1 protein-coding gene (running past one end of the window) is annotated in these 14,519 nt (G+C 69.8%); it reads right to left on the reverse strand.

Going from position 1 to position 14,519, the window contains the following annotated elements:
• Positions 1 to 14,227, reverse strand: partial view of a non-ribosomal peptide synthase/polyketide synthase gene (locus tag OV287_RS24250; RefSeq protein WP_267536408.1) — the 5' portion only. Its footprint begins 23,084 nt before the window's first position; the window shows 14,227 of its 37,311 coding nt (coding positions 1-14,227); its start codon is at positions 14,225 to 14,227; its stop codon lies beyond the left edge, outside the window.
• Between the last annotated feature and the right edge of the window lie 292 nt (positions 14,228 to 14,519).

The following is a 14,519-nucleotide window of genomic DNA, read 5'->3' on the forward strand; positions in this document are numbered from 1 at the left end:
GGTAGAGGTCCTCGGCGTCCGGCCCGGCCTGCCGCAGCACGGTGTCCAGTTGCTGCTGGGTGAGGGCCGCGAGCGGGAAGTCCCCCGGAGAGAAGCGGCGGGCGTCCTCGGAAGTGCGCAGGGAGATGAGCGCGCGCAGATGGTGGAGGAAGCGCTGGGCCAGCGACTCGATGGTGGCCGCGTGGTGGAGGTGGGTGCTGTAGCCGAAGGCGAGCTGGAGGCGGCCCTGGAAGACGGAGCCGTTGAGCTCCAGCAGATGCTGGCGCGTACCCGAGGGCGAGAGGGCCTGGCCCGCGGGCTCGGAGGACAGCGAGAAGAGGCGGCTGGCGGACGCCGCGGTGTCGAGCTGGCCGAGGTAGTTGAAGGCGACCTGGGCCGGGGGAAGGGCCTGGAGCCGCCGGGCCACTTCGGGTGGGCCGAACGACTCGAGCAGGCCGAAGCCGAGGCCATTGTGGGGCAGGCGGCGCAGCGAGTCGCGCACGGCGCGCAGGCTCTCACCGGCCGAGCCACCGGAAGGCAGCGGCAGCAGCGTGGGCGTCACCGCGGTGAACCAGCCGACGGTGCGCGAGAGGTCCACGTCGTCGAAGAGCTCCTCGCGGCCATGGCCTTCCAGGTCGACCAGCACCCGGGACTGGCCCGTCCACTCGGAGAGGGTCTGCGCCAGGGCTGTCAGCAGCACCTCTTGGATGCGGGCGCGCCAGGCGGAAGGTACTTCCTGGAGCAGCAGCTTCGTCTCCTCGGCGTCGAGCGAGATGGAGACGGAGCGCGTCGAGGCGTAGGTGTTGGGACCGGAGGCGTCGGTGGGCAGTGCCACCACGTGCTGGCGGGCCTCGTCCAACCAGAGGGCCACCTCGGCGGCGAGCTCCAGCGACTGGGCGTGGGCCTGCAGGCGGCGGGCCCACGCCTGGAAGGAGGTGGTCTTCGCCGGCAGGGACGCCTGGGGTCCGTGCTGCAACTGCTGGTAGGCGGACTCGAGGTCCTCCAGCAGCAGGCGCCAGGAGACGGTATCCACGACGAGGTGGTGGAGGACGAGCAGCAGGCGCTGCTGGCCGTCACCGAGGTGGAAGAGGGCGGCACGCACCAGGGGCGGCTGGGAGAGGACGAAGCTGGCTTGGAGTCGCGAGGCCTCGGCCTCGAGGGCCCTGGACTGCTCGGAGGCGGGAGTGGAGGAGAGGTCCACCTGGAGCAGGTGGAAGGCCATCTCCTCGGGGCTGGCATTCTCCTGAACCCAGGAGCCCTCGTGCTGGCGGAAGCGCGAGCGGAGGGCATCGTGGTGGGAGAGCAGGTACTGGAGGGCCTTCTCCAGGACGGAGGGCTCCAGGGGCTGGCGCGAGGCCAGGAGCACGGACTGGTTGAAGTAGTGGGCGTGCTCCGGATCGTGCCGCAGCAGGTGGTGCTGGACGGGGGTGAGCGGCACCGGGCCGATGACGGGGCCCTGCTCGCCCAGTGGCTCGGAGGCGGGCTTCACCACCAAGGCGAGCTGTGCGACCGTCTGGTGCTGGAAGAGGTCCCGGGTGGAGAGGACGAGCCCGGCCCGGCGTGCACGCGCGACGAGCTGGATGCTGATGATGGAGTCACCCCCCAGCTCGAAGAAGTTGTCGTGGATGCCCACCTGCCGCGCTCCGAGCACCTGCGCCCAGATGTCGCACAGGAGCTGCTCCGTCTCGTTGCGAGGAGCGACGTACTCGGTGGCGGAGGCGGTAGCGCCATCGGGTACGGGGAGGGACTTGCGGTCGACCTTGCCGTTGGCGTTGAGGGGCAGGGCCTCCAGGGAGACGAAGGCCGAGGGCAGCATGAAGTCGGGCAGGCGCTGCTGGAGGAAGGAGCGCAGCGAGCCCGCGTCGAGAGGCTGCTCCGGGTGGGAGACGAAGTAGGCCACCAGACGCTTGTCACCGGGGACGTCCTCGCGGACGAGGGCAATGGCCTCGCGCACGGAGGAGTGGGCCAGGACAGCGGCCTCCACCTCGGCCAGCTCGATGCGGAAGCCGCGCACCTTCACCTGGTTGTCGATGCGGCCGAGGAACTCCAGGACGCCGTCGTTGCGCCAGCGGGAGAGGTCGCCGGTGCGGTAGAGGCGGGTGCCGGGAGAGCCGAAGGGGTTGGGGAGGAAGCGCTCAGCGGTGAGGTCCGGGCGAGAGAGGTAGCCGCGGGCCAGGCCGTCGCCGCCGATGAAGAGCTCGCCCGGGACACCTGAGGGGACGGGCTGGAAGGAGGAGTCCAGCAGGTACACCTGGGTGTTGGCGATGGGGGTACCAATGGGGACGGCGCTACCCACCTGCTCGGGCCGGGACATGCGGAAGCAGGAGGTGAAGAGGGTGCTCTCGGTGGGGCCGTAGCAGGCGGTGACGGGAATGCCGAGAGACTCCAGGACACGGCGCACGTGGGGAGCGGAGACGACGTCGCCACCGGTGAGCAGTTGGTGCAGGCCGCGCAGGCACTCGGGCTTGTGCTCAACCACCTGGGAGAAGAGGCCGGCGGTGAGGTGGAGAGTCGTCACCTGGTGCTTGAGGAGAGTCTGGCTGAGCAGCTCCAAGTCACTGGGGGACTGAGGAGGGAAGACGACGAGACGGCCGCCAAAGAGGAGAGGGCCCCACAGCTCGAGGGTGGAGGCGTCGAAGGAGACGGGGGCGATGAGGAGGAAGGTCTCCTCGGGGCCGAGGTGTGCGTAGTGGATGCCGTGGAAGAGGCGCTGGACGGAGCGGTGCTCAATGGCGACGCCCTTGGGGCGGCCGGTGGTGCCCGAGGTGAAGTCGACGTAGACGAGGTTTTGAGAGGTGACGCCTGAAACCGGAGAGGTGGTGGGCAGGCCCTCCAGACTGAGTTCCTCGACGAAGAGGGAGGAGAGGCCCTCGGAGACGGGGAGTTGGGCACGCAGAGCGCGAGAGGTGAGCAGGAGGCGGGGAGGAGCGTCCTCGAGCATGAAGGCCAGACGCTGGGCGGGGTAGGAGGCGTCCAGAGGGAGGTAGGCGCCACCGGCCTTGAGGATGGCGAGCAGGGAGACGATGAGCTCCAGGGAGCGCTCCAGGCACAGGGCGACGAGGACGTCAGGGCCAACGCCGTGGGAGCGCAGCAGGTGGGCCAGTTGGTTGGAGCGCTCGTCGAGTTGACGGTAGGAGAGGCGCTCATCACCGAACTCGACGGCGATGGAGTCGGGGCGCAGGGCCACCTGCTGCTCGAAGAGGTGGTGGACGCAGGAGTGGGAGGGGAAGTCGGCTGCGGTGTCGTTCCACTGCACCAGGACCTGCTGGCGCTCGGCCTCTGAGAGCAGGGGCAGCTCGGAGAGGCGCGCCTCGGGTGAGGCCACCACTCCCTCCAGCAGCACCCGCAGGTGCTCGCCCAGGCGCTTGATGGTCGAAGCGTCGAAGAGGTCGGTGTTGTAGACGAAGTTGCCCAGGAAGCCGCTCTGGGTCTCGCTGAAGGCCAGCTCGAGCTCGAATTTGGACACGTTCGTGCTCATGGCCAGTGGCCGCAGCGAGAGTCCCTTCACGTCGAGCTCGGTCACGGGGACGTTCTGGAAAGCGAACAGCACCTGGAAGATCGGAGAGCGACCCAGGCTGCGCGCGGGCTTGAGCTCGTCCACCAGCTTCTCGAAGGGCAGGTGCTGGTGGGCGTAGGCGCCCAGGGTCGTCTCGCGCACGCGCCGCAGCAGCTCGCGGAAGGAGGGGTTGCCCTCCATGCGTGTGCGCAGCACCAGGGTGTTGACGAAGACGCCGATGAGGCCTTCGAGTTTCGTCTGATCACGGCCGGCGATCGGCGAGCCGATGCAGAAGTCCTCCTGCCCCGAGTGGCGCTGCAGCACCACCTGGAAGGCGGACAGCAGCAGCATGAAGGGGGTGACCCCCTCGCGCTGGCAGAGGCTCTTGAGGTCCGCGGTCAGCTTCCGCGAGAGCGGCATCTCGAGCGTGGCCCCGCGGAAGGTCTGCTCGGGCGGGCGCGGCCTGTCGGTGGGCAGCTCCAGGGCGGGTGCGGCACCGGCGAGCTGTTGCCGCCAGAAGGAGAGCTGCCTCTCGAGCTCCTCTCCTTGCAGCCATTGGCGCTGCCAGGCGGCGTAATCGACATACTGCACGGGCAGCTCGGGCAGCGGCACGGGCTGGTTCGCCGCGAGGGCCTGATAGATCGCCGCCAGCTCTCGCACGAGCACGCCCATGGACCAGCCGTCGGAGACGATGTGGTGCATGTTGAGCACCAGCACGTGCTCCTGCTCGTCGAGCTTCAGCAGCGTGGCCCGCAGCAGCGGACCGTGCTCCAACTGGAAGGGGCGCTGGGCTTCTTCATCGGTCAGGCGCTGGGTCTCGGCCTGGCGCTGCTCGGACGGCAGGGTGGTCAGGTCCATGACCGCCAGGCGCACCGCCGCAGTGGGGGCGATGAGCTGCACGGCCGAGTCCGCCTCGAGGCGGAACGTGGTGCGCAGGGGCTCGTGGCGCCGGACCAGCTCCGTGAAGACGCGCTCCAGCAGGGAGACGTCGAGTGCCCCTTGCAGCCGCACGGCCGCGGGCATGTTGTAGCGCGCGGTGCCCGGTTCGAGCAGCTCGAGGAACCACAGCCGTTGCTGGGCGAAGGAGAGCGGCAGGGTCTGCTCGCGCGACACGGTTCGCAGGGGCGGCAGGACGAGCGCCGGGGTAGCGCGGAGGGAGGACTCCAGGGCGCGGGCGAGCGCTTCGAGCGTGGGGGCCTCGAAGAGGGTGCGCAGGGGCAGCTCCACGCCAAACGCGGCGCGGGTGCGGGAGACGAGCTGGGTCGCCAGCAGTGAGTGGCCGCCGAGCTCGAAGAAGTTGTCGTGGAGGCCCACGCGCTCCACGCGCAGCACCTCACTCCAGAGGGCGGCGAGCCGCTGCTCCGTCTCGTTGCGAGGAGCGATGTACTCGGTGCTGGAGGCGAGCGTCCCATCGGGTACGGGGAGGGCCTTGCGGTCGACCTTGCCGTTGGCGTTGAGGGGCAGGGCCTCCAGAGAGACGAAGGAGGAGGGCACCATGAAGTCGGGCAGGCGCTGCTGCAGGAAGGAGCGCAGCGTGCCCGCGTCGAGGGGCTGCTCTGGGTGGGAGACGAAGTAGGCCACCAGACGCTTGTCGCCGGGGACGTCCTCGCGGACGAGGGCAATGGCCTCGCGCACGGAGGAGTGGGCCAGGACGGCGGCCTCCACCTCGGCCAGCTCGATGCGGAAGCCACGCACCTTCACCTGGTTGTCGATGCGGCCGAGGAACTCCAGGACGCCGTCGTTGCGCCAGCGGGAGAGGTCGCCGGTGCGGTAGAGGCGGGTGCCGGGAGAGCCGAAGGGGTTGGGGAGGAAGCGCTCAGCGGTGAGGTCCGGGCGAGAGAGGTAGCCGCGGGCCAGGCCGTCGCCGCCGATGAAGAGCTCGCCAGGGACACCAGCGGGAACGGGCTGGAAGGAGGAGTCCAGCAGGTACACCTGGGTGTTGGCGATGGGGGTACCAATGGGGACGGCGCTACCCACCTGCTCGGGTCGGGACATGCGGAAGCAGGAGGTGAAGAGGGTGCTCTCGGTGGGGCCGTAGCAGGCGGTGACGGGAATGCCGAGAGACTCCAGGACGCGGCGCACGTGAGGAGCGGAGACGACGTCGCCACCGGTGAGCAGTTGGTGCAGGCCGCGCAGGCACTCGGGCTTGTGCTCAACCACCTGGGAGAAGAGGCCGGCGGTGAGGTGGAGAGTCGTCACCTGGTGCTTGAGGAGAGTCTGGCTGAGCAGCTCCAAGTCACTGGGGGACTGAGGAGGGAAGACGACGAGACGGCCGCCAAAGAGGAGAGGGCCCCACAGCTCGAGGGTGGAGGCGTCGAAGGAGACGGGGGCGATGAGGAGGAAGGTCTCCTCGGGGCCGAGGTGTGCGTAGTGGATGCCGTGGAAGAGGCGCTGGACGGAGCGGTGCTCGATGGCGACGCCCTTGGGACGGCCGGTGGTGCCCGAGGTGAAGTCGACGTAGACGAGGTTTTGAGAGGTGACGCCGGAGGCAGGAGTGGAGGTGGGCAGGCCCTCGAGGCTCAGCTCCTCGACGAAGAGGGAGGAGAGGCCCTCGGAGACGGGGAGTTGGGCACGCAGAGCGCGAGAGGTGAGCAGGAGGCGGGGAGGAGCGTCCTCGAGCATGAAGGCCAGACGCTGGGCGGGGTAGGAGGCGTCCAGGGGGAGGTAGGCGCCACCGGCCTTGAGAATGGCGAGCAGGGAGACGATGAGCTCCAGGGAGCGCTCCAGGCACAGGGCGACGAGGACGTCAGGGCCAACGCCGTGGGAGCGCAGCAGGTGGGCCAGTTGGTTGGAGCGCTCGTCGAGCTGACGGTAGGAGAGGCGAGCGTCACCGAACTCGACGGCGATGGAGTCGGGGCGCAGGGCGACCTGCTGCTCGAAGAGGTGGTGGACACAGGAGTGGGAGGGGAAGTCGGCAGCGGTGTCGTTCCACTGCACCAGGACCTGCTGGCGTTCGGCCTCTGAGAGCAGGGGCAGGTCGGAGAGGCGCGCCTCGGGCGAGGCCACCACTCCCTCCAACAGCATCCGCAGGTGCTCGGTCATGCGGGCAATGGTGGAGGCGTCGAAGAGGTCCGTGCTGTAGGCGAGGCCGCCCACCAGTCCCTCGGAGGTATCCGAGAGGGTGAGCGCCAGGTCGAACTTGGACACGCCGGTGTCGGACTCGAGGGGGCTCATCTTCAGCCCCGGGCTGTCGAGGTCGCTCAGCGGCAGCTTGTCCAGCGAGAAGGACACCTGGAAGAGCGGGTTGTGGCTGAGGTTGCGCTCGGGCTGGAGCTCTTCCACCAGCTTTTCGAAGGGTAGATCCTGGTGGGCGTAGGCGCCGAGGGTCGTCTCGCGCACGCGCCGCAACAGCTCACGGAAGGTGGGATTGCCCTCCATCCGGGTGCGCAGCACGAGCGTGTTGACGAAGAAGCCGATGAGTCCCTCGAGCTCGGCCAGGCGGCGGCCGGCGATGGGAGAGCCGACGACGATGTCCTGCTGCCCGGAGTGGCGGTGCAGCAGCACCTGGAAGACGGCGAGCACCAGCATGAAGGGAGTGACGCCCTCACGCTGGGCCAGTTGGGCGAGGGAATCGGAGAGCTCGCGGGGAATGCGGACGGGGAGCCAGGTGCCGCGGAAGCTCTGCACGGGCGGGCGGCGCCTGTCGGTGGGCAGCTCCAGCAGGGTGGGGGCGCCAGCGAGCTGCTGCTTCCACCAGGCGCTCTGTCGCTCCAGCTCCTCGCCTTGCAGCCAATCGCGGGACCACGCCGCGTAGTCGGCGTACTGCACGGGCAGCGCGGGCAGCGGCGAGGGCTCACCCCGGGCGAAGGCCGAGTAGAGCTGTCCCACCTCGCGCACGAGCACACCCATGGACCAGCCGTCGGAGACGATGTGGTGCATGTTGAGCACCAGCACGTGCTCCTGCTCGTCCAGCTTCAGCAGGGTGGCTCGCAGCAGCGGACCGTGCTCCAACTGGAAGGGGCGCTGGGCCTCCTCGTTGATCAACCGGCGGGTCTCGGACAGACGCCGCTCGGAGGGCTGGGACGTCAGGTCCACCACCGCCATGCGCAGCGCTGCCGTGGGGGCGATGATCTGCACAGGGGTGTCCGCCTCGACGCGGAACGTGGTGCGCAGGGACTCGTGGCGCTGGAGCGTCTCCGTGAAGACGCGCTCCAGCAAGGGGACGTCGAGCGGCCCTTCCAGGCGCACGGCCCCCGGCATGTTGTAGCGCGGCGTCCCCGGCTCGAGCTGTTCGAGGAACCACAGCCGCTGCTGGGCGAAGGAGAGCGGCAGGGGCTGCTCGCGCGACACGGGCCGCAGGGGCGGCAGGACGGGCCCGGGCGTGGTGCGGGCGGTGGCGTCGATGGCCCGGGCGAGCGCCTCGAGCGTGGTCGCCTCGAAGAGGGTGGGCAGGGGCAGCTCCACGCCGAAGACGGCGCGGATGCGCGAGGCAATCTGCGTGGCCAGCAGGGAGTGGCCGCCCAGCTCGAAGAAGTTGTCATGGAGGCCCACGCGCTCCACGCGCAGCACCTCGCTCCAGAGGGCGGCGAGCCGCTGCTCCGTCTCGGTGCCCGGAGCGACGTACTCGGCGCTGGCCGTGAGCGCCCCATCGGGAATGGGCAGGGCCTTGCGGTCCACCTTGCCGCTGGAGGTGAGGGGGAGCGCCTCGAGCACCATGAAGGCCGAGGGCAGCATGAACTCGGGCAGGCGCTGCTGGAGGAAGGAGCGCAGCGCACCGGCATCGACGGTCTCACCTGGGTGGGCCACGACATAGGCCACCAGGCGCTTGTCCCCGGGCTCGTCCTCGCGCACCAGGGCGAGGGCCTCGCGTACGGAGGTATGCGCCAGCAGGGCGGATTCCACCTCACCCAGCTCGATGCGGAAGCCGCGCAGCTTCACCTGGAAGTCGATGCGGCCCAGGTACTCGAGGGTTCCCTCGGACAGCCAGCGCACCTTGTCACCGGTGCGGTAGAGGCGCTCTCCGGGCTCGGAGGAGAAGGGATCCGGGATGAAGCGCTCGGCGGTGAGCTCCGGGCGGCCGAGGTAGCCACGGGCCAGGCCGGCGCCACCGATGAACAGCTCTCCCGGGACACCCACGGGCAGCGGTCGCAGGTGGGCGTCCAGCACGTACGCCCGCACGTTGTGGAAGGGGCGGCCGATGGAGATCCGTCGCGCGTCCACCTCGGTCTCGAGGGTGGCGCAGATGGTGGTCTCGGTGGGGCCGTAGGCGTTGATGAAGCGCCGGCCCGGTTGCCAGCGCGCCACGAGCTCGGAGGTGCAGGCCTCACCGGCGGAGGTAATCGTCTCGAGGGCTTGCAGTCCCTGGGGCTCGAGCTGGGCGAGCACCGAGGGGGTGAGCGTGGCGGCGGTGATGGCGCGCTGCTGGAGGAGCTGATGCAGGGGCGCGCCGGGCATCAGCTCCTCGCGGGAGCCGAGGTGGAGCTGGGCTCCCGCCATGAGGGTGGGAAGAATCTCCCAGACGGAGGCGTCGAAGCCGATGGAGGCGAACTGGAGCACGCGGCCGCCGGGCGCCAGCCGCATGTCCTCGATCGTCTTGCGCGCGGTGTTGCACAGGCCGTGGTGGCGCAGCAGGGTGCCCTTGGGGCGGCCGGTGCTGCCCGAGGTGTAGATGACGTAGGCGAGGTTGTCGGGCAGCACGCGCACGTCGGGGGCATGCACGGGCTGGGTGGCGATGAGGTCCCACTCCGCGTCGATCAGGACGAGCAGCTCGCTCTGCACGGGCAGCTCATCGGCCAGGTGCTCCTGGGCGAGGAGGACGGGAAGACGTGCGTCGCCCAGCATGAAGGCGAGGCGATCGGTGGGGTACGACGGATCCAACGGGAGCCAGGCGCCGCCGGCCTTGAGGATGCCGAGGATGCCGATCACCAGCTCCGGGGAGCGCTCGGCGCACAGGCCAACGAGCACCTCGGGGCCGACTCCAAGAGTGCGCAGGTGCCAGGCGAGCTGGTTGGCGCGCTCATCCAGCTCACGGTAGGTGAGGGACTGCTCACCGGACTGGACGGCGATGGCGTCCGGGGTGCGCCGCGCCTGGGCCTCGAAGAGGTGGTGGGCGCAGGTGTCCTCGAACCGGGCGGAGGTGTCGTTCCAGTCCACGAGGAGCTGGCGCCGCTCGGCCTCGGTGAGCAGGGGCAGGGTGGACAGGCGCAGCTCGGGGTTGGCGGTGGCCCCTTCCAGCAGCACCTGGAGGTGCTCCAGCAGGCGGGCCATGGTGCCCGCGTCGAAGAGATCGCTGCTGTAGTCGCACATGCACAGCAGGCCCGAGGGGGTCTCGGTGACGGCGAGTGTGAGGTCGAACTTCGCGGCGCCCGTGGTGTTCTGCTCGGCCCGGAAGGTGAGCCCCGGCAGCCGCAGCTCGGTGGCGGGCGCGTTCTGCAGAACGAGCTTCACCTGGAAGATGGGGGCGTGGGCGAGGCTGCGCTCGGGATTGAGTACGCGCACCAGCTCCTCGAAGGGAACGTCCTGGTGGGCGTAGGCGCCGAGCGCCACCTGGCGTGCACGGCCCAGCAGCTCGCGGAAGGTGGGATCTCCAGAGAGGTCCCCACGCATGACGAGCTGGTTGACGAAGAAGCCGATGAGGCTCTCGGTGTCGGCGTGCGTGCGGCCGGCGATGTCGGTGCCGATGACGATGTCCGTCTGGCCGGAGTAGCGCGCGAGCAGGGCCTGGAAGCTGGCCAGCAGGGCCATGAAGGAGGTGACCCCCTCACGCTGGCAGAGCGCCTCGAGCGCCTGGGAGAGCGAGCGGGGCAGGAGCCGCGAGAAGGTGGCGCCACGATAGGACTGCGTGGCGGGACGGGGCCTGTCGGTGGGCAGCTCCAGCAACTGGGGCGCATGGGCGAGCTGCTGCCGCCAGTAGGCGAGCTGCGTCTCGATTGCCTCGCCCTGGAGCCAGTTGCGCTGCCAGGCCGCGTAGTCGGCGTACTGGACGGGCAGCTCGGGCAGGGGGGACGGCTTTCCCTCGCTGAAGGACTGGTAGAGGGTGGCCACCTCACGCGCCAGCACGCTCATGGACCAGCCGTCGGAGACGATGTGGTGCATGTTGAGCAGGAGCGCGTGCTCGGTGCTGGCCAGCCTGACGAGCAGGGCGCGCAGCAGCGGACCCCGGGCGAGGGAGAAGGGCCGGCGGACCTCCTCCATGGCGACGCGGCGGCACTGGGCCTCGCGCTCGGGGGCGGGCAGGGCGCTCACGTCGGCGTGCTGGAGGGCCACGGGGGCGGGCGGCGCGATGACCTGGAGGGGCTCTCCGGACTCGGCGGGGAAGGCGGTGCGCAGCACCTCGTGACGGCGGACGAGCTCGGTGAGCGCGCGCTCCAGAGCGTCCGTGTCCAGCGCGCCCTCTAGCCGCAGCAGGGCGGGCATGTTGTACAGCGCGCTGTCGGGGACGAGCTGCTCGAGGAACCACAGCCGCTGCTGGGCGAAGGACAGGGGCAGGGACTGCTGGCGCGACACGGGCCGCAGGGGTGGCAGGACGGGCCCGGGTGTGGCGCCGGTGGAGGCGTCGATGGCCCGGGCGAGCGCTTCGAGCGTGGGCGTCTCGAAGAGGGTGCGCAGGGGCAACTCCACGCTGAACGTGGAGCGGAGGCGGGAGGCCACCTGGGTGGCCAGCAGCGAGTGGCCGCCGAGCAGGAAGAAATTGTCGTGGAGGCCTACGCGGTCCACGCGCAGCACTTCGCTCCACAGGGCGGCGAGCCGCTGCTCCGTCTCGGTGCGAGGAGCGAGGTACTCGGCCTCGGATGCGAGCGCCGCATCGGGAACGGGCAGGGCCTTGCGGTCCACCTTGCCGTTGGAGGTGAGGGGCAGCGCCTCCAGGAGGACGAAGGCGGAGGGCACCATGTACCCGGGCAGCCGCTGCTCGAGGAATGCGCGCAGCTCGGAGGCGGAGGGCGGCTGCTGGCCGGAGGAAGGCACCGCGTAGGCCACCAGTCGCTTGTCACCGGTGCGGTCCTCGCGCGCCACCACCACCACCTGGTGCACCGCCGGGTGCTGGGCCAGCGCGGCTTCGATCTCCCCCAGTTCGATGCGGTAGCCGCGCACCTTCACCTGGAAGTCGAGCCGGCCCAGGTAGTCGATGGTGCCATCGGCCAGCCAGCGCGCGCTGTCGCCGGTGCGGTAGAGCCGGGCGCCGGGCTGGGGCGAGAAGGGATCCGGGATGAAGCGCTCGGCGGTGAGCTCGGGGCGGGCGAGGTAGCCGCGGCCCACCTGGGCACCACCAATGTAGAGCTCGCCCGCGACGCCCGTGGGCACGGGCCGCAGATGTGCATCGAGGATGTAGAGGCGGGAATTGGCGATGGGGCGGCCAATGGAGACGGCGCCCACGGACGTGTCCTGGGCGGAGACGGTATGCACGCAGCAGCCCACCACCGTCTCGGTGGGGCCGTACTCGTTCACCAACTGGGTGAGCGGCGCATGCTTGCGCCAGAAGGCGAGCATGTCGGCGGTGAGGGCCTCGCCGCCGATGACGAAGGAGCGGGTGCGGCCAGCGGCCTTGTCAGCGGGAATCTGCTGCTCGAGCAGGCGCAGGTGGCTGGGGGTGAGCTTGACGAGGCTGAAGTTGTCGCCGCTCAGCAGGGCCTGACCGAGGCCCTCGACGCCCTGGGACTCGGGGATGAGGAGAACGGTGCGGCCCACCACGAGCGGGGCCACGAGGCTGGTGACAGTGAGGTCGAAGGAGAGCGAGGAGTGGACGGGAGAGCCGTTACCCTGGGCAATGGCATAGGCCTGGGTGCACCAGAGCAGGTAGTTGACGACGCCGCGGTGCTCCAGCATGGCGCCCTTGGGGCGGCCAGTGCTGCCGGAGGTGAAGATGACGTAGGCCAGGTTGTCCGGCGTGGCCAGGGGCGGAGGCGCATGGCGCGGCTGCGAGGAGACGTCCTTCCAACCCGAGTCCACGCACACCACGTGGGCCCCCTGCGGAGGAAGACCCGGCAGCAGGCGCTCCTGCGCCAGCAACACGGTGGGCCGAGCGTCCTCGAGCATCCACCCCAGGCGCTCCTGGGGATAGGAGGGGTCGAGCGGCACATAGGCGCCGCCGGCCTTGAGCGTGGCCAGCAGGGAGATGACCATCTCCGGGGAGCGCTCCAGATACAGGCCGACGCGGGACTCGGGGCCAACGCCCAGCGAGCGCAGATGCCAGGCGAGCTGATTGGCGCGCTCGTCGAGCTGGCGGTAGGTGAGCGACTGGCCCTCGAAGGTGAGGGCGACGGCCTCAGGCGTGCGCTCGACCTGGGCCTCGATGAGCTGGTGCACGCACACGTCGCGCGGGTACTCCGAGGCGGGACCGTTGCGCTCGACGAGCAGCTCATGCGTCTCGGCGTCAGTGAGCAGCGGCAGCTCGGAGAGCCGGGCCTCCGGGTGGGCAATGGCCGTGGACAGCAACACCCGGAAGTGCCCGGCCATGCGGGCAATCGTCCCGGGCTCGAAGAGGTCCGTGCTGTACTCGATGCGGCCGGAGAACCCCTCTGGACGATCCGACAACAGCCAGGTGAGCTCGAACGTGGCCCCACCCGAGGAGATCGGCACGACGCGCGCATCCAGGCCCGCGACGTTCATCGACGCCCCCTGCTGCGGCAGGAGCGCGAAGGACACCTGGAAGAGGGGATTGCGGCCCGGCTCTCGCGGCGGGCGAAGCTCCTGGATGAGCTTCTCGACGGGCACCTCCTGATGGGAGAGCGCTCCCAGTGAGGCCTCGCGGACCTCCTTCAGGAACTCGCGGAAGGGCAGGCTCCCCACAGGGCGCGAGCGCACCACGGCCGTATTGATGAAGAAGCCGATGAGCCCTTCGAGCTCCGCGTGGCTGCGGCCCGCGACGGGCGTACCGACGCAGATGTCCTCCTGGCCTCCGTAGCGCGACAGCAGCACGTTGAAGGCGGCCATCAGCACCATGAAGCCGCTCACGCCTTCACGGGTCGCGAACGCGCGCACCGCGTCCGACAGCTCGCGAGGCAGCGCGAAGAGGTGCTCCTGGCCCCGTCCGGAGAGCGTCGGGGGCCGAGGGTGGTCCGTGGGCATCTCCAGGGCGGTAGGCGCGCCCTCGAGCTGCTTCTTCCAGTAGGCCAGTTGCTCCTGGAGGAATTCTCCCTGCAACCGCTCATGCTGCCAGAGCGCGAAGTCGGGATACTGGAGGGGCAGGGGCGGGAGCGCGGGCGCTCTGCCCGACGCGAAGGCGTCGTAACAGGCGAGCAGCTCGCGCGCGAGTACACCGAAGGACCAGCCATCCGTGACGATGTGGTGCACCACCACCAGCAGCACGTGCTCCTGTTCGCCCAGCCGGTGCACCGTGGCGCGCAGGAGCGGCCCGGTGGTCAGCTCGAACGGGCGCTGGGCTTCGGCGCGTGCACGCTCCTGGAGTGCCTCCTCGCGGCGCTCGGCGGGCACGGACGTCAGATCGGCGCGCTCCAGAGAGAAGTCGGTGGACGGCACCACCACCTGCTCTGGGCCGTCGTTACCGGAGCGGAACGTGGTGCGCAGCGACTCGTGCCGCTCGATCACCGTTCGCAGGGCGCGCTCGAGCAACTCCGTGTCGAGCTGGCCCTGGATGCGCAGCAGGTTGGGCAGGTTGTACGCCGCGCTCGTGGGCTGCAGCTCGTGCAGGAGCCAGAGGCGTTGCTGCGAGAACGACAGCGGGAGTGGACGGCCCGGCTCACGGACTCGGTTGCTGGGCCGAGAGACCTTGTTACCCGCCTGTTCCAGTCGGCGCAGCAGCTCCGCGCGCTTCTCGGGCGGAAGATTGGCGATGCGCTTGGACAGATCGTTCATGGGGCTGGAAACTCCGTCGAGAAGATGTCGGGGGCGCGTGTGTCCGCGCTCTGCCCGAGCCCTCCAGCTTAGCCTTGCCGATCTGACACAGCCAACAGCGCTACAGGTGTGAAGGCCTTGCTCTTGTAGCCTCGTTTCCTCACGAAGAACTGCACTACGTCACCCTGTAAGGTTCTATTTTTGGTGAGAACCTCTAGGGTTATTCTCAACCGGCTGGATCTTGAGATCGCGGTAGTAAGGAGCTGCTGCTCGGGGGCAAGCGTGTCTGGTCGCCCTTCGTTCAGGCAGACGG

This window comes from Archangium lansingense, from assembly GCF_026626635.1.
Classification (GTDB): domain Bacteria; phylum Myxococcota; class Myxococcia; order Myxococcales; family Myxococcaceae; genus Archangium; species Archangium lansingense.